This is a genomic window from Deinococcus detaillensis, from assembly GCF_007280555.1.
In the GTDB taxonomy this organism is placed as follows: domain Bacteria; phylum Deinococcota; class Deinococci; order Deinococcales; family Deinococcaceae; genus Deinococcus; species Deinococcus detaillensis.
The window spans coordinates 102900-119002 of the sequence record NZ_VKDB01000001.1 but is presented as its reverse complement, the minus strand read 5'-3'; the positions used below and the strand labels follow the sequence as shown (position 1 = coordinate 119002).

Here is a 16103-nt window from a genome sequence, read left to right as displayed (position 1 = left end):
TTGACGAACGGTTTAGAGTTCTGGATACACCTTGAGTTCGGTCATGTGCGCCCGCGCCGGGCGGGTGATGGCGTGGGCGAGGGTTTGCGCCAACGCACGCGGATCGATGGTGGCTTCCCAGGTCAGACCCGACTCGCGGTTGGAGGAGGTGTCGATTGCCCCCATCGGATAAAGGGTCAGGGTGGTCACACCTTTGGCTTTGAGTTCGTCGTGGAGGCTGAGCAGGTAAGCCGCCACTGCCGCTTTGCTGGCGGTATACAGCGCCGCGCCGGGGCCGCTCATCTTGGCCGCTTGCCCCGCTGAGACCCCCAAAATCATGCCTTCTTTTTGCTTGATCATGTGCGGCAAGACGCCCTGTGCCGCGTGAAACAGCGACTGCATATTGGCTCCGAACATCGCTTGATAATCTTTTTCGCTGGCTTTATGGGCGTCCTGAGCGCTGAATGCGCCGATGGTGTGAATCAGCACGTCGGCCCGCTGCTTTTTGAGGATGTCCACGCAGTCGGGGTCGGTTAAATCGAGATCGAGGGTTTTTTTGGCGGGAAAGCGGTCTTCGGCGCGTTTAAGCGCTTCACCGCGCCCCACCAAAATAAGTTCTGCGCCCGCGTCAATGAGTTCTTGGGCGATAGCAGTCGCCAGTGCGCCGCCCGCTCCGGTGAGCATTACAGTGGTTCCGCTGAGCTTAGCCATGCGTACAGCCTAGCGCCTTTGAGCGTGGTGCGTTCTTTGGAACTCGTCCATCATTGGCGGGAATTGCAGCCCTGCGGTTACTGCCCGCCGCTGACCACCGCTTTGCTGTCGCGCAGCTTGTAAGTTTTGCCCGCCGCGTCTTGGAACATCAGCACGACCTGCACGGCGTCGCTGCTAGACAAGTTGGCGCTGCCGCGCCCCACTGCTTGCAAGCAGTTGGCCGCGCCCGAGCAGTGGCGGCGGTCTTGCGAATCCACCCCGGAGCGCCACACCCCGCCCTCGGTAATCACGTACACGCCCGTGACTTTAAAAGTATTGAGCGGGCCGGCGCTGGAGCGCAGCGTGACTGGCACCACGAAGTTGCCAGCACAGGGCCGGCCCACGCACGGCAGCGCGCTCAGGTACGGCGTGGCCTCGGCGCTGATCTTCATTCCGCCGATGGCCAGCTTGGTCGGCGCAGCCAGCAGTTCTCCGGCGCTGATCGGCGGCACACTCGCCGCGTTTTGCAGAGCGGAGCCGCCACTGAGACCGGCGCTGCTCAGGCCCGGCCCAGCCGCCGTGCCGCACGCCCAGAGGAGCGGCACAAACAAGAGGGGCCAGACTAAGCCTTTCATAGTGTGAGTTTAGCTCTTTCTAACTGACTTCCAGCTTACCTTGCTCACTTTTTTAACATTTCATTTCCCCTGGCAGGGTCAGAAGTTGACATGCCGCCGGAGTTAACCTAGACTCGGCATCAGTTGACTTACCGGTAGGTAAGCAGAAATTGCAACACCTCAAGGAGACACAGCATGGATGAATTCGTCGTAAAGCCCCTCGTTCACAACGCTGTCGGCGGTTTGGTGGTGCTGGCCGCTCTCGCCGCCCTCGTCATCAACTGGCGCGGCGCGTACGTCCTCAAGAATTTTGGCCCGCTGCAACGCGCCTCGCTGATCGTGCTGCAAATCGCGCTGATGGTTCAGGCGCTGATCGGCATCAAACTGCTCGACCAGGGGCTAGGCATCGTGCAAAAGTATGTGCACTATCTTGGCGGTCTGGGCGCACTGGGCCTGCTGATGCTGCTCTACTGGCTGCCGCAGCGCAGCGCCCAAAAAACTTCAAAGAATGCTCTTGGTCTGACTGCCGCGTCGTTGACGTTCGTGCTGCTGACCTTCGTGGTGGGCGGCCTCTATGCCAGAGGCGGACTGAGCTGAGCGAACGACAGAGGAAAAGCTGCCTCAGCCTAGCCGCGTGATCCGCCGCCCCTGTTCATCGTGCTCTAGTTTCAGCAGCCAGGCCCCCGGAAAGTCGCCGTAAAAAAGTTGGCCCCATTCGATGATGCTCAGGCGGGCTTCTTCACTGAGGCGCTCCAAGTCCATTTCGTAGAGTTCTTGGGCATGCTGCACACGGTAAGCGTCCACGTGCAGCGCCGCGCCCTGCGGCGTGGGGTAGAGCTGCATCAGGGCGTAGGTGGGACTGCTGACCAGACCTTCGAAACCCAGCGCGGCGATCAGGCCCTGCGTCAAGGTGGTTTTGCCCGCGCCGAGTTCGCCCTCCAAGAACAGGACGGCGTGCGGAGCGAGGTGCGCCAAGAGCGAGGCCCCAAAGGCCCGCTGAGCGCTTTCGTCTTCTATCAAAAGGGTATCGCCCGGCTGCATGGAGAGCATGATAGCGGCTCCTATTCTCAGAAAATCAAGCGCTGCTCATTCAACACCCTACTCGCCCTTCCCACCCCCTTACTCTGGAAAGTCGCTCATTCTCGCTCTGGCCTCTTCAATGTCCCTACCCTGCGCCGCCCTGTGGCCGCCCAAATGCGGCAGCAGCAACCAGACGCCCTGCGGCGTGTCGAGGCGCACTTCGGCGTCGCCAATCGGCAGCGGCAACTCGGCGAGTTGAGCACTCAGGCGGGCCAGCGACCACGCCTGAGGATCGGGCGCTCCACGCATGACCGTGCCGCCGCGCAGTTCCCAGAGGCCCTGAGGCAGCGGCGGCAGCGTCACGAGTTCTTGTTCCGGTTCTTCGTCGAGGCCCAGCGCGTCGAGCAGGCCCGTCAGGGCTTCTTCGCCAAACTGGGCGGTGAGGTCACGGGCCACTTGAAACTCGGCGCGGGCCTCGCTCAGCAGCGCTTCGGCGTCGCCCAAAACCTGCATGTAGTGGGCGCGGCCATCGGCAGACAGCTTGCCGAGCTTGAGATGTGAGCGCAAGGTATCGGCCAAGCGGCCCAAATGCGAAATGGTGTCGCCGGCGAGGTGGCGGTAGCGGCCATATTCGTCCAGCACCTGCCGCGTTCTGAGGTCGAGCGCCTCGCGTTCCTGCGCCGCTACGCCTTTGCGCTGATCAATCACGGCCCACAGCGCCGAGAGGTCGGCCATTTCGCCGCGCTCCAGGGCTTGGGCGGCCTGTGACAAATCACCTTGCAGGCCCTCGATTACCGGCAAATCGCGGGCGGCTTGCTCGATTTCCAGCAGCTCCCGCTGGTTTTCTAAGGCGTCCTCGGCGCTCGCGTCACCGCTCTCAAGCAGCGGCAAGCTGCGCGAAAGCAGCCGCAGTTCGTCGGTGGCTAGGCTGCCCGACGACAGCAGGCCGCGTGCCACTGCCGCGCCGAGTTGGGCCTGCTCTACAGGACGCAGAGCCGAGTCGAGCTGAGAGAGCCGCGTTTCAAAGTCGCTGAGTTCGGTTTGCTGCTGTGCCAGTTGGGCGAGTTGGGCGGCTTCCAAATCACTTCTGAGCCGTACGAAACGCTCTTCGCCGAGGAGATGACCGCCGTCTAAGCGCTCTTTAGCTGCCTGAATTTCGAGGTTGAGGCCTTCCTCGACGCGCAGGAGCGGCGCAAACTCGCGGCTGAGGTCAGACAGCGCCCGGACTTCGTGGGCACGGTCGAGTTCGCGGACTTGCTGCACCACGTCGTCGCTGGCCTGCGGAGCCGCGCCGCCCGTGGGCAAACCCACCACCGATGACGCCACCAACTTACGCAGATCCAGCGTCAGGTTGCGGGCACGCTCGACTTCGGAAGGCAGCAGCGCTCCAGTTTTTTGGGCGTCCTCGATGCTTTGCAGCAGGCCGCTGAGCCGCCGCACTTTGGGGCCGCCCACGCCCTCGACGCGGCCAAATCCGGCCCGCAGTTCGGCGAGGTCACTTTCCTGCATCACCAGCGCTTCGGCAAGGCGGCGCGAGAGCGTTTCTTGCAGGTCTAAGCCCTCGGCCACCAACTTGTCGGGCAGCGGCTTACCCGCGCCGAGTTCGCCGTGCAGCACCGCGCTGAGCGCCCGCAACCGCTTGACTTCCGGCCAATCGAAATACAGCGAGTAAGCCTTGAGGCTTTCTTCCAATGAGGCGACGTGAACTTGATTCTGGGCTTGAGCGGCGCTCGGTTGAGGAGCACTCTGCTGAGGCTCGGGAACTTGAGCAGCGCCGCTCTGTTGGCTTTGTGGCGGCGGCTCAATTCTTGTTACGGCGCTGGGAGGTGCTGGACTCACCACCGCGCTGAGCTTAAGGTTGGCCAGCACTTCCTCAATGCGGCGCTTGGCCAGCGAGGCGGGCACGGTCAGTTGCAAGCGGCGAAACACGTCGCGCTTGAGAATGTCAGCCAATTGAGCGCTGGAGAGTTCTTCGGGCCGCATGGAGCGGTCTTGGGCGGCGCTTTCGATCAAGCGCTCCAGTGCCCGCGCCGAAATGAGATCACCCAACTGAGCGACGGCTTGTCGGTAAGGCATTTAGCACTTCTCCCTTAGGCGGCGCACGACGCACGGCGCAGAGCGGGCCATCAGATTTCCTCGTCCCATTCGAGGCTGCTCTGGGTTTCGGTTTGCATCGGCTTGGCGCTGCCCAGCAGCCCGAACTGAATGCACAGGCCCCTAAAGCCGTAGGTCAGCGCCGTCAGTGCCAGCACCAAGCTCAGCGCCCACACCGGGCCGCCCCAGGCGTTTTGGGTCAGGGTTAAGTTGGTCAGGCTGCGGAGTGCTCCGAAGCCCGCCAAATCGCCCAGCCAGCCCAGCAAGCCGAACAGGCCTTCAAGCAGCAGCGGCAGCAGCAGCAGCATGAGGCCGCCCAGCACCGAGCGCCAGTACGGGTTGCGGCTGCCGAAAGCCAGATTGAGCAAGTACAGCGGATACAGCGAGATCAGCGCCAGCACGAAGAACAGCACCGCCCGGATACCGCCGCCGACGCCCCGTGAGACGCTGGCCGCCGACGCGTTCAGCACGCTGCCGGTTTGGCCCTTCACCTCGGCTTCCACGTTGGCGAGGTCGCCGATGGCCGACTGCACGTCGCTGGGGCGCAGGCCGCTGCGGGCCTTGAGGGTGCTCAGATCGGTGGCCAGCGCGGCGGAACTGGCGCTGCGGCCAAGCGTGGGCGACTGGTTCAGGGCTTGCTGGGCGTCTTCGAGAGCGCTGCGGGCGGTGGCTTGATCAGCCACCGAAGCGGCGCTCAGGGCGCGTCCGAGGGCGGCGTAGATGCGGTCGGCTCCGCCTGAGCTGCCAGACGGACTGGGACGAGAACTGGCCGCCGGAGTAGTCGCCGAAGCAGTCGCGGGCGCACTCGGCGGCGTGCTTGCCTGAGCCGGAGTTGGTTTGGGCAGCGTCGGAACGGTATTGACTGCTGTGCTGGGCGCTGCGCCGCTGGCCGCCTGCACAAAGCTGGCCGAGCTGCTGCGCAGGGTTTGGAGGGCGGTGCTGGCCGCCGCCACGTCGCCGCCGGTGACGGCGTTCAGGGCGCTGGCGAACTGATCAACTTGCAAGGCACCAGCTCCCGGCGCACTCTGCACCGCCGTAAACCAACTGGCCGCCCGCGTGAGGTTGAGATAGGCAGCGGTCTTGTCGGCCAGATTCACCGCGCCGAGGTAGCCCTGCACTTTGCGGGCGGCGGCCTGCTCGATCAGCCGCTGGGCCTGCGCCGTCTTGCCACTGGCCAGCGAGGTCAGAAACTGGCTGCTGGCCGCGCCGCTAAGGCCAAATTCCTCGGTCAGCAAGCGGGCTTGGTTTGGTTGCTGGGCAGTTGGCAGAGCGGTGAGGGTCTGGGTGTACAGCACCGCCCGCATCAGGCCCCGCGCCTGGGTGACTTGGGCTTCCAGCTCGGCGGGACTGCGGGCCAGCGAAGCGCGGGAAGCCGACAGGGCGTCCGTCAAGCCCTGCGACAGAATTTTGTCTTGGATGGTGGGCTGCAAGCTGTCGAGCGCTTGCTGGGCCTTTTGGAGGTCGCTGAGGCTGCGGCCTTTGCTGAAAGCCCGGTCTTGCACCGCTTGATTCAGGGCCGTTTTGAGGCTGCGGTAAGCGTCCAGATTTTGCGCCCCGGCCTGACCGAGTGCGCCGCTGGCCAGGACGCTGAGCGCCAAGAGAGCGGCGCGGTTGGAGGTGTTGGAGTTGGCAGTGCCAGAAGTGACAGAGTGGGGCAAGCAAGAAGCCTTCATGCGCTAACCTCGATTTGCTGGAGTTCAGTGAGCAGCCGCCCGACGTTGACGTTGCCGCGTGCCAAAAGAGCCACGCAGTAGTTTCCCACCACCCGCATACACACGGTGGCGTTGCCCAAGTCGGCGCTGAGCAGCTTGAGTTCGCGCTGGCGAAAAAGCATGGCGGTGGCGGCCACCACGCTGCCGAGCTGCGGCGCACCCTGCGGCGCACGCACGCTCAGCACTCGGCCTTCGGTGCTGCACAGCACCACGGTCTGCACCCCGGGGTGGCGGGCAAGTTCGTAGAGCAGTGCGTCTTGGCCCTGGGCCGTCAGCAGTTCGTAGCGCTTGACCGCCGCCTGAAGGTGCACATAATCGGGGTCGCTGAACTCGAAATCATCGGCGCTGAAATTGTCACCAATCGCAGCTTCGGGCGGGTTGTGGAGTGTGGGGTCAGTCGGTGCATCGGCGCTCAAATCGTTCACGATCTCCTCATTTTGGCCCGTGAAGGATAACGCTTGGGCCGGTGATTGGGTGGTTGGTCTCGGCGGAGCTGGTGCGCGGGACGTGGGAAAGCTGGAAGAAGTGGAAATGGGAGGGTTTGAGTCAGAACTGCTTGGGCCGGGGCTGCTTGAGCTGGCCGGGCGCTGATGACTCGGCTCGTCTGTGCTGTGGATGGGGCTGTGGGCGGGAGCACCGAGCAGACGCTCCTCGTCACTCCACTGGGTATCGGTGTCCTCCTGATCCCAGATCACGGTGCGGGCACCCTGGTCAAACAAATCCGAGGCCCTCAAATCGAGGCGCTCAAGTCGCTGGGAAAGGGCTTGTAATTTATCAAATGCCGCCGTACCGGGAAGGGCCTGTGAGAGGCGGCGCTCGAGCGGGCCGGAGAGAACGCGCTGCATGTCCCTTGCCGTCACCGTTTCTGGCGACAACTTGAGATCACGCAGCGAAGCGCTCAGCATCGTCTCGGCAGCGCGGCCCGACACCACTTTGGAAAGTGAGCGTGCAGTGAGTCGGAAGACAGGATTCGGCATAAGTTGCCACAAGTATAGTTAAACCCGCTTACACCTTTCTCTCAGCCCTCCACTGCGTGTGGCCTTGATCTGCGCTGGGCCGCGAATTTCAGGCGCTTGACCTCAGATCAGTTTTGTGACTTTTAGAACCGCACCCAGATGACAGGTGAGGTTCGCCAGCGCTCCCGCTAAATTTTCGGTAGTGTCCACGTTCCAGTCGGCGTGGGTCAGTGCTCGGTAAGCGGCTTGCGTGCGGGATTGCAGAACTATCCACCGTCGGTGATTTGACCGCTGCCAAAGCCACAAAAATCCGCCGCCTTCCTGTGAGGAAAAGCGGCGGATTTTGGGTGGTGGAGGCGGAGAGAGTCGAACTCTCGTCCGGAAACCCATTCAGCGTGACTCTACGTGTGTAGCCTGCAGATTGAATTGTCGGGGCGGGACTGGCCTACAGGCGGGCGTTCCTTTCCTTAACTCTGTTTTAGTTCGCGCCCGGCACCAGAGTAAAACCGGAGCTAGCCATTGTTTAAATCAGCTCGCGCAGCGCCAATGGCGAGGCTCTACGGTTGCTGGGCTGGGGTTTAGGCAGCCATTGCAAAGCTGTTATTGTTGCCAGTTAAAGGCTTTGCCGCTTTTTAACGAGGCCAACGGCCACCTCGACACGCACCACATCCTTCAGTAATCCCCGTCGAAACCGGATCGCCCCCAGATGAACGGAGTATAGAACATCTCACGCCCATTTCGCCTTGAGCAAATGGCTTAGGCTGTCTCACTTCGGCGTCAGGCGGCTATAACGGGCGGGTGTCGGGAATATGTCAGGCCCGGCCATTTAGCATCGGAACCATGAGCTTGATGGACGCTGCCTCCGACCTGAACCTTCCCGAAGACACAGACGCCGAGTTACTGGCGCTGCTGACCCTGCGCTTCACGCCCGCTTTGGGGCCGCGCCGCATTGAGAACCTGCGGCGGCATTTCGGCTCGGCGCAGGCGGTGCTGGGCGCTTCTCTGACCCAGTTGCGCGAAGTGCCGGGCCTTGATACCAAATCGCTGAGCGCTGTCGGCGCGGCGGGGGTGGGCGTCCGGGCGCAGCAAGAACTCAGCCGCGCCCGCGAGGCCGGGGTGCAGGTGCTGGGGCGCGGGCTGGAAGGCTATCCCGCCGCGCTCGAAGCCCTGCAAGACCCGCCCGCTGCGCTGTGGGTGCGCGGCGCTGATTTGCCGCAGGAGGTGGTGCCGCGTGCGGTGGGCATCGTCGGTACCCGCGCCGCCAGCGACCACGCCCTCAAACTCACCCGCCAGTTGTCGGGCGATTTGGCCCGCGCCGGAGTCAACGTGGTCAGCGGCCTGGCACGCGGCATCGACAGCGCCGCCCACCAAGCTGCTTTGGATGCGGGTGGGGTCAGCACGGCGCTCTTGGGCTGCGGAGTAGATGTGATTTACCCCGCTGAAAATGCCCGCCTCGCCGCCCGCTTGACTTTGGTCAGCGAGTACCCGATGGGCACGCGGCCCGCCACCCACCATTTTCCACAGCGAAACCGCTTGATCGCCGCTCTGAGCGCCGGTTCGGTGGTCATCGAGGGTGATTTGAAAAGCGGCGCGATGATTACCGCCACGCACGCACTCGAATGCGGGCGCAGCGTCTTCGCGGTGCCGGGCCGGGCGGGTGATCCCTTAGCGGCTGGCCCCCACCGCTTGCTGCGCGAGGGCGCGGTGCTGACCGAAAACGTGAGCGACGTGCTGCACGAACTCGGCTGGGGTGAAGCGCCTGCGCCCGTCCACCTAGACCTGAGCCCCGAGCAGGCGCTGGTGTACGCCGCCCTGCCCGAAACCGGCGCGGTTTTGCTAGACGACGTGGTGTCGCGCAGCGGGCTGAACATCAGCGAGGCGCAACTGGCCCTGACCATGCTGGGGTTGTGCGGCCTCGTGGACGAACGGGGCGGGCGGTATCTGCGGCGCTGATTGGTTGAGGCGCTGAGTGAGTTCGGTGCTAGAGGTTCCAGCCGCCCGAGACTTCCAGCACCTGGCCGGTGAGGTAAGCGCTGCCTTCCACGAAGGTCATCACGGCCCGCGCCACTTCGTCCACTGTGCCGAGCCGCCCCGCCGGAATCTCGGTGAGCGGCTGGCTGACTGAGGTTTCGATGACGCCCGGCGACACCACGTTGGCGCTGATGCCGTACTGGGCCTCAGTGCGGGCAATGGCTTTGGTCAGCGCAATGACGCCCGCTTTGGCCGCCGCGTAAGGCACCACGCCGGGCCGGGCCAGCAAGTTCTGTGCGCCCGCATAACCGAAGTTGACGACCCGCCCGAAGCTGCTTGCGTCCGGGTGATTGCCTCTCATCAGCGGCACGGCCACCCGGCAGGTGTAGAAGGTGGCGCTGAGGTTGCTGCCCAGCATGTCATTCCACTCGTCGGGGGTGGTCTGATCCCAGCGGCGGTGGACGTAGTTGCCCACCACGTTCACCAGCACGCCCAGCGGCGATTGAATCAGCGGCGTTTCAAAGCGGCGGTGCGCCCACTCCACCACAGCGGCGGCTTGATCAGGGTCGGTCAACTCGGCCTGGAAGGTGTCGGCCTCTACGCCCAGCTCACGGCACAACTGGGCCGTTTCGGCGGCGTCCTCGGCGCTGGATCGGTACTGCACAGCCACGTGGTAGCCCGCGCCCGCCAGCGCCAGCGCCACCCCGCGCCCGATGCCCCGTGCTCCGCCGGTGACGAGGGCGGTATACGGCTTCATGCGCCTTCCTTGATGGCCAGCTCGACTAGGGTGCGGGTAAAGCTGTTGAGCGGGTAGCTCAGCGCTTCTTCCAAACTGACCCAGGCCCACTGGACGATCTCCTCATTGGGCGCGACGCTTTCGCCCTCCGTGTGGGCAAAAAAATCGAACAACAGCATGTGTGAATCTTTGTGGAATTCGGCTGAGCGCACCGCTTCTTGAGTCTGGGCGGAGCGGATGCCGGTGATCTTCAGGCCGGTTTCTTCCACAAATTCGCGCTCAATGGCAGCACTCAGCGTTTCGCCGTACTCGACTTTGCCGCCGGGCACGCCCCAACTGCCGCGCCATTTGGTAGTCTGGACGATGAGGTAGCCAGCGGGGCCGCGCACCAACGCGCCGACGCACACCAGCGGCCTTGATGGGGGGGCAGCAGAAGAAGGGCTATTCATGGAGTGAGCTTAGCGGCTGGCGGGGGAGAGGACAGATGTTGTGCTCACGCTCAGCAGCGGAACAGCCAATCTTAGCGGTGCGCCGCCGATTTGAACCGGCTGGCGCGTGTAGGCTGCGGTTCTGCTTTTGGCGCTGCTCCCTGTTAGCCCACCGTGAAATCACGTTCCCTGAGCAGGCGCATTTCTGGCGACGGGGCGGGGCGGAAGGCCAGCAGCAAACTCAAAAAGCCCACCCGGCCCAAAAACATCAGGGCGACCAGCACCAGCTTGCCGCTGCCTGAGAGGTGCGGGGTGAGGTTGACGCTCAGACCCGAGGTGGTAAAGGCGCTGACCGCTTCAAACGCCAGCGCCAAGGGCCGCTGCCGCGCGTCACTGAGCATCAGGGCGAAGGTGCCCAGACCTATGGCCAGCACCGCCAGCGTGACCACCGTCAGCGCCCGCATCAGCGTGGACGTGGGCATACGCCGCCCCGCCAAGTGAACGTCTTGTTCGCGGCGCAGCACCGCTCGGGTCGCGGCGAGCAGCACGGCGGCGGTGGTGGTTTTGATGCCGCCCGCCGTTGAGCCGGGGTTTCCCCCGATAAACATCAGGCCCATGATCAGCAGCAGCGTCGGCGCGGCGAAGTGGCCGTAGTCGAGCGTGGCAAAGCCTGCCGAGCGGGCCACAGTCGTCTGAAAAGCGGCGTTCAGCAGTTTGGCCGGAACAGCCAGCGGCCCCAGCGTCGCGGCGCGGTTCCATTCCAGCGCCGCAAACAGCGCTGCTCCGGCCAGCAGCAGCGTGCCCGTGACCTGTAAGCCTATGCGCGTCTGGGTAGACAAGCGGGGTGGGCGGCGGCCACGCCGGAAGCGCACCTGCATATTGCGCTCCAGTTCGTCGAGCGTCACGAAGCCGATGCCGCCCAGCACCACCAAGGCCATCAGCGTCAGCAGTGAACTGGGCAGCAGGCGGGCGACACCGTCCGGCCACATCCCGAAGCCCGCGTTCCCGAAAGCCATGACGGCGTGGAGCAGGGCGTAGCGCGCTCCTTTGACGGCTCCTTCCAGCCGGATCATGTCGGGGAGCAGCAGGGCCGCGCCGACCAGTTGAATGCCCAGCGTCAGCGTCAGTACCCGGTGCAGCAGGCCCCGGAAATCTTGACCCGCGCGGACGCCCAGTTCTTCCAAAGCCTGAGCGCGGCCCATCAAATTCTTTCTGCCCAGTTCCACGAACCCGAAGGCCAGCACCAGCAGGGCCAGTGCGCCCACTTCGATCAGCAGGGCCAACCACACTTGACCGGCGGGCGTCAGCACCTCGGCGACGTTCACGCTGCTCAGACCGGTGGTGCAAACGGCGCTGGTCGCCAGCAGCAGGGCGTCTACCCAACTCAGCGCGTTCGTATGGGCAAGCGGGGAAAGCAGGCCCAGCGTGCCGATAAGGATCAGCCCCACCACGCCCACCACCAGCAGCTGAACCGGACGCTGGACGATCATCAGTGGGCGAAAGCGCAGCTTCACCGCTTGGGCGGTGCTGGGTGAAGCGCCGAGTGAAGTTGGGCGTGTTCGTCCCCGACATCATCTCCGCCTGGGCAGCGCAGGCCGTTGAAGTAAGCACTGCTGAGGTCAGCGCTGTGTCGTCCGGTAAGCTGCCAAGCGCTGCTAACCCGGTGGCACGCACGCCAAACCTGTGGGCGTGCCGCCAGCAAGAGCAGGGAGCGGGCCAGTTTCATGCTCTCAGTGTGCGCCGAGCGCCGGGTCTTTGGAATGGCCGCTGAGCCAGCCGGACTGGCCATCCGGCCAGCGGGCCAAGCCACCTGACCGAATGACGCGCCCGGAGCGGGGGTGCATTGTGTGGGCATGTCACTTCCTTCGCAGACCCCGGCACCGACCTTGCACACCGTCCAAACCCGCTGGGCTTTGCACGACTTCTGGGCCAGCTGTTTGGAAACGGGCTCGCTGCTGCGTCAAGGCGTGACCCGGCCTGTGTTGTTGGTCTGGGCACTTTTGCTCGGCGGCTTAACGGTCTTGGTGCTCAGCGGCAGCTAGGCGCTGGGCGGCTGCGCTAAGCGACTTCTCTGAGAGCCGGTTGGCTCGGCAGGCTGCACCTCGTCTCAGCGCCCCGTGTTCCGGTGTTCTGGCCCTAGAGCCAGCCCTGCCGCAGCGCCTTGACCGCCGCCTGAGTCCGGTCGGCAGCCTGCAATTTGACCAACAATTCCTGCACGTACAGCTTGACGGTGCTGACGCTGACCCCCAGCTGCGCCGCAATGTCTTTGTTGGACAGGCCGTCGGCGATCAGGCGCAGCACTTCCAGCTCGCGGGGGGTCAGCAGTGGAGCCGAACCCGGCGCACGCACGCCGCCCAGCACGTGGTGGGCCACCTGCGGATCGAGGTAGGCGCTGCCCGCCGCCGCCGCCCGCACCGCCAGCAGCAGCAGTTCGGGTTTGGCGCTCTTGAGGCAGTAAGCCGCCGCCCCGGACGCCAGCGCCGCGAAGACTTCTTGGCGCAGGTCGTGGGCGGTCAGCATCACGATCCGCACCTCCGGCCAGCCGCGCCGGATCTCGGCGGCCGTCTGAATACCGTCTATGCCGGGCAAGCCGATGTCTACCACCGCCACGTCCACTTCCACGCTGGCTAAGCGCTCCAAGGCTTCTTCGCCGCTACGGGCCTCGGCGACGACGTGCAAGTCGGCTTCCAAATTAAGGGTGGCCCGCAGGCCGTCGCGGGTAAAGGCGTGGTCTTCTACCAATAAAATCCGGATCGCTTCTTCAGACATGGGCCTTCCCTCCAGAACCAAGCTCTTCAGGAGCAGGCTCCCCGGTGACGGGCAGCGTCAGGGTAAAGAGGCTGCGGTTTTTGCTGGTGCGGGTGTAACGGACATGGCCGCCGTGGGCCTCGGCGATGCGGCGGGTCAGGTAAAGGCCCAGCCCGGTGCCGCTGCCCGCGCCGCCGCCCCGGAAGCGCTGAAACAGTTGCGGCTGACGGGACGCTGACACGCCCGGCCCCTCGTCTTGCACGCTCAAAATTGCCTCGCTGTCTTCCTCACCTAGAGAAACGCGCAGGGTGCTGGCGAGCGGGCTGAACTTGACCGCGTTGTCCAGCAGATTCTGAACGGCGCGGCGCAGATCGTGCGGGCGGCCCCACAGCCGCACCGCTTCCAGATCGCGCTCCACGATCAAGCGGCGCTCCTCGATGCGGGGGCGCAGGTCTTCGAGCACACTTTTCACCAGCGCCCGCAAGTTGACTTCCTCCATCAGGTCGTCGGCCTCGCCGCTCTCGTACTTGGTGACTAAGAGGAGCTTCTCGGCGAGGGCCAGCAGCGTGGCGTTGGACTCCAGGCCGTTTTCCAGCGTGCCCAGATATGTTTCGGGAAGCGGGCCGTACGCGCCGCGCAGGGCAGCTTTCATGTTCACCGCATTAGCGAGCAGTGGAGTCCGCAGATCATGCGAAAAGGCGTAGACCAGATCGCGCAGCAGTTCGCCGCGTTCGCTGACTTGCTGGCGCTGAACGCGTAAATCGTCTAACAGGGCGGTGCGCTCCAGCAGCGGTTGCAGCGCCGAAACCGCTTCAGCCGTCAGGGCCAGCGGAATCTGAGGCCGGTAAACGATCAGCAGCAAATCGCCGCCCTCGGTTCGGCGCAGCCTGGCCAGCAAAAGCGCTCCGCCGTCTGCCGCCCACACGTCGCCCGCGCCCACCGGCTGGGCCAGATACTCCAGCGGCAAGCGGCTATTCAGGTGGGAGCGGTGATCATCCGCTTCAACTCCTGGCGCAAAAGCCAGCGCGTGGGGACGGCGCAAGATGGCCTTTTCGACCGCGCCCACCTCGACGCTGCTGGCCCCGGTCAGGCGCTGGAGGGCAGTGGCGGCCCGCTCCACGAACTCGGCCTGACCCAGCGGGCCGCCCATGTCTTCAGCGAGGCGGCGCAGCAGGCGCTCGCGCTGCAACTGGCGCTCGTCCTCGGCGATTTGCACGGCCCGTTCGGAAGCCTCGCGGGAGCGCAGGGTCAGCCCGCCCACCAGCAAAATGGCCAGCAAGCTGACGATCCGGTTCGACAGGTCGGCGCTACTGAAGCCGTCGGCCCGCGCGTTGAACAAAGCGGCCACCAGTGAACCCAGCACTCCCAGCAGCGTCAAGATCAGCACCGGGCGGCGCGAACTGCCCAGCGCGGCCAGCGCCACCGGCACCGTGAGCAAGGTGCCCACCACCAGCGAAGCGGGCGTCAGCAAATCGATCAGCAGCACCACGCCCAGCAGCGTGAGGCACACCGCCCACAGCGTCGCGCTTTGCAGCGGCAGTTTGGGCGGCGCGAACAGAAGACGCAGGGTTTCCCTCATCGCCCTTGAGGCTACCCGAAAGCGGCGAGCGGGCCACTGGCCAACTGGCCAATCTGACTGGCCGATAGACGAATGGTAAGGATGAGGGCGTCGGCGCACCATAAAGTGGCACTGAAATGGCGACACTAAAATCACCGGCGTACCCGAGCTGAACGAGGAATTTCTGATACTCACTTTCCCCCTTTTCGAATCCGACCAGCTCGCCCCGAACCCTGGCCCTCACATCCGCACTGCCGGAGCCGAGGTTCAAGTGGCGTGGGTGCGCGAACTGGTGAACGCCGCCACCGAGCCGAAACCCAATTGGCCACTCAATGCGGCGGCTCCGCAGACTGGGCGCTGAAGAGATGCCGGACGCCGAGTCCCCTTCTGAGCGCTCCCCGCAGCGGCTGACCCTCCCCGGTCAGTCGGGCGGGTCCGCTGGTCCTGTGCGCGGCGTCCACAAAGTCTTTATCGGCATGGCGGCGGGCGTCGGCAAGACCTACCGGGCCCTCAGCGAACTGCGCGAGCGGGTGGCAAAAGGCGAGGACGCCCTGATCGGTATCGTGGAAACCCACGGACGCCCCGAGACTATCCGCGCCGCTGAGGGGCTGCCGCTGTTTCCCCGCCGGGTGATCCTGTACGGCGGCACCGAACTGACCGAGCTGGACGTGCCGGGTCTGTTGGCCCGCCGCCCCGAAGTGGTGCTGGTCGATGAGCTGGCCCACACCAACGCCCCCGGCAGCGAGCGCCAAAAACGCTGGCAAGACGTCGAAGTGCTGCTGGCGGCGGGCATCACCGTGCTGTCTACCGTAAATGTGCAGCATCTGGAATCGCTCAACGACACCGTGGCCCGGCTGACCGGCGTGCGGGTGCGCGAGCGGATTCCCGACGCCGTGCTGAGTGAGGCCACCGAACTGGTGCTGGTCGATTTGACGCCGCACGACCTCCGCGCCCGGATGAAGGCCGGTCACGTCTACGGCCCCGAAAAAGTGGATCAAGCGCTGGGCAATTTCTTTACCTCACCCAACTTGATGGCGCTGCGCGAAATCGCTCTGCGGCAAGTGGCGAGCGTGGTGGAGCAGGCCGCGCCGACCGGCAGCCCCGGCGTTCATGAAATCGTCGTCGTCGCCATTGCCGCCGAGGAAAGTGCTGGGCGCTTGATCCGGCGGGGCGGTCAACTGGCTGCCCGGCTACACGGTGCGCTGCATGTGGTCACCATTCGCGGCCCGCGCGTCACGTCCGATCAGTCGCGCCTGCTCGATGCCTACCGCACCCTGACCGTGGCGCTGGGCGGCCAGTTTGAAGTGCTGGACGGCGAAAGCGGGGTGGCCGCCGCATTGATCGGCTATGTCGGGCGCTCGCGGGCCACCCAAGTGGTCATGGGCGAAACCAGCCGCTCACGCTGGGCCGAACTCTGGCGCGGCGATTTGATCAAACAAGTTCTGCGAAGCACGCGGGACGTGGACGTGCACATCATCAGCCGGGACTGAGGGCAGCGTTAAACCGCTCGCAGCAAAACGCATTGCAGGTGCAGGGAGGCCATTCCCAAAAGCTGCCCGGTTGACCTGCTTGGTCGCCGATAACGTTCAGTGTGCTA

General features: G+C 64.7%; 16 protein-coding genes and 1 other RNA gene. 4 read left to right on the top strand and 13 right to left on the bottom strand.

What is annotated here, in order from left to right; translation table 11 throughout:
* Positions 1 to 12: 12 nt before the first annotated feature.
* A complete protein-coding gene (locus FNU79_RS00640; protein WP_143719005.1) occupies positions 13 to 690 on the bottom strand; it encodes an SDR family NAD(P)-dependent oxidoreductase in 678 nt (225 codons plus the stop codon).
* 77 nt (positions 691 to 767) lie between these two features.
* Positions 768 to 1304, bottom strand: a complete 537-nt coding sequence (locus FNU79_RS00635; RefSeq protein WP_143719004.1) for a hypothetical protein — start codon at positions 1302 to 1304, stop codon at positions 768 to 770.
* Between the two features lie 174 nt (positions 1305 to 1478).
* On the opposite strand from FNU79_RS00635, the gene FNU79_RS00630 reads away from it, so the two are divergent.
* Positions 1479 to 1880 carry a hypothetical protein gene (locus FNU79_RS00630; protein WP_143719003.1) on the top strand — a complete coding sequence of 134 codons (402 nt, stop codon included), beginning with the start codon at positions 1479 to 1481 and terminating at the stop codon, positions 1878 to 1880.
* Positions 1881 to 1904: 24 nt separating this feature from the next.
* Here the strand turns inward: FNU79_RS00630 and tsaE are convergent, their stop codons facing one another.
* The 5 genes from tsaE to ssrA all read right to left on the bottom strand — a co-directional run bounded on the left by tsaE (position 1905) and on the right by ssrA (position 7769).
* Positions 1905 to 2324, bottom strand: a complete 420-nt coding sequence (gene tsaE, locus FNU79_RS00625) for a tRNA (adenosine(37)-N6)-threonylcarbamoyltransferase complex ATPase subunit type 1 TsaE (protein WP_143719303.1) — start codon at positions 2322 to 2324, stop codon at positions 1905 to 1907.
* Between the two features lie 78 nt (positions 2325 to 2402).
* Positions 2403 to 4379, bottom strand: a complete 1977-nt coding sequence (locus FNU79_RS00620; protein ID WP_143719002.1) for a hypothetical protein — start codon at positions 4377 to 4379, stop codon at positions 2403 to 2405.
* A 50-nt stretch (positions 4380 to 4429) separates the two neighbouring features.
* Positions 4430 to 6055, bottom strand: coding sequence for a hypothetical protein (locus FNU79_RS00615; protein WP_143719001.1), 1626 nt, complete (start codon positions 6053 to 6055; stop codon positions 4430 to 4432).
* A gap of 11 nt (positions 6056 to 6066) precedes the next feature.
* Complete coding sequence (locus tag FNU79_RS00610) at positions 6067 to 7086, bottom strand: roadblock/LC7 domain-containing protein (RefSeq protein WP_143719000.1); 1020 nt, start codon at positions 7084 to 7086, stop codon at positions 6067 to 6069.
* 327 nt (positions 7087 to 7413) lie between these two features.
* Positions 7414 to 7769, bottom strand: a transfer-messenger RNA (tmRNA) gene (ssrA, locus tag FNU79_RS00605).
* A 145-nt stretch (positions 7770 to 7914) separates the two neighbouring features.
* On the opposite strand from ssrA, the gene dprA reads away from it, so the two are divergent.
* Positions 7915 to 9018: a DNA-processing protein DprA gene (gene dprA, locus FNU79_RS00600; RefSeq protein ID WP_143719302.1), complete on the top strand. Its 1104-nt coding sequence runs from the start codon at positions 7915 to 7917 to the stop codon at positions 9016 to 9018.
* 28 nt (positions 9019 to 9046) lie between these two features.
* Here the strand turns inward: dprA and FNU79_RS00595 are convergent, their stop codons facing one another.
* The 4 genes from FNU79_RS00595 to FNU79_RS00580 all read right to left on the bottom strand — a co-directional run bounded on the left by FNU79_RS00595 (position 9047) and on the right by FNU79_RS00580 (position 12055).
* Positions 9047 to 9793 carry an SDR family oxidoreductase gene (locus FNU79_RS00595; protein WP_143718999.1) on the bottom strand — a complete coding sequence of 249 codons (747 nt, stop codon included), beginning with the start codon at positions 9791 to 9793 and terminating at the stop codon, positions 9047 to 9049.
* Positions 9790 to 10221 carry an NUDIX domain-containing protein gene (locus FNU79_RS00590; RefSeq protein ID WP_143718998.1) on the bottom strand — a complete coding sequence of 144 codons (432 nt, stop codon included), beginning with the start codon at positions 10219 to 10221 and terminating at the stop codon, positions 9790 to 9792. Before FNU79_RS00590 ends, FNU79_RS00595 begins: the two co-directional genes overlap by 4 nt.
* A gap of 143 nt (positions 10222 to 10364) precedes the next feature.
* The gene (locus FNU79_RS00585; RefSeq protein ID WP_143718997.1) at positions 10365 to 11714 is read right to left on the bottom strand and encodes a TrkH family potassium uptake protein; all 1350 of its coding nucleotides are present in this window, start codon (positions 11712 to 11714) and stop codon (positions 10365 to 10367) included.
* The gene (locus FNU79_RS00580; protein ID WP_143718996.1) at positions 11711 to 12055 is read right to left on the bottom strand and encodes a hypothetical protein; all 345 of its coding nucleotides are present in this window, start codon (positions 12053 to 12055) and stop codon (positions 11711 to 11713) included. The genes FNU79_RS00585 and FNU79_RS00580 overlap by 4 nt, the downstream gene beginning before the upstream one ends.
* On the opposite strand from FNU79_RS00580, the gene FNU79_RS00575 reads away from it, so the two are divergent.
* Positions 12054 to 12242, top strand: coding sequence for a hypothetical protein (locus tag FNU79_RS00575; RefSeq protein ID WP_143718995.1), 189 nt, complete (start codon positions 12054 to 12056; stop codon positions 12240 to 12242). The two genes, FNU79_RS00580 and FNU79_RS00575, sit on opposite strands and share 2 nt — an antisense overlap.
* Before the next feature lie 94 nt (positions 12243 to 12336).
* Here the strand turns inward: FNU79_RS00575 and FNU79_RS00570 are convergent, their stop codons facing one another.
* Positions 12337 to 12969 (bottom strand): response regulator transcription factor, encoded by a 633-nt coding sequence (locus tag FNU79_RS00570; protein ID WP_143718994.1) that lies wholly within the window; start codon positions 12967 to 12969, stop codon positions 12337 to 12339.
* The gene (locus FNU79_RS00565) at positions 12962 to 14527 is read right to left on the bottom strand and encodes a sensor histidine kinase (RefSeq protein WP_225429788.1); all 1566 of its coding nucleotides are present in this window, start codon (positions 14525 to 14527) and stop codon (positions 12962 to 12964) included. The genes FNU79_RS00570 and FNU79_RS00565 overlap by 8 nt, the downstream gene beginning before the upstream one ends.
* 344 nt (positions 14528 to 14871) lie before the next feature.
* On the opposite strand from FNU79_RS00565, the gene FNU79_RS00560 reads away from it, so the two are divergent.
* Positions 14872 to 15996, top strand: coding sequence for a sensor histidine kinase KdpD (locus tag FNU79_RS00560; RefSeq protein ID WP_143718992.1), 1125 nt, complete (start codon positions 14872 to 14874; stop codon positions 15994 to 15996).
* Positions 15997 to 16103: the final 107 nt, after the last annotated feature.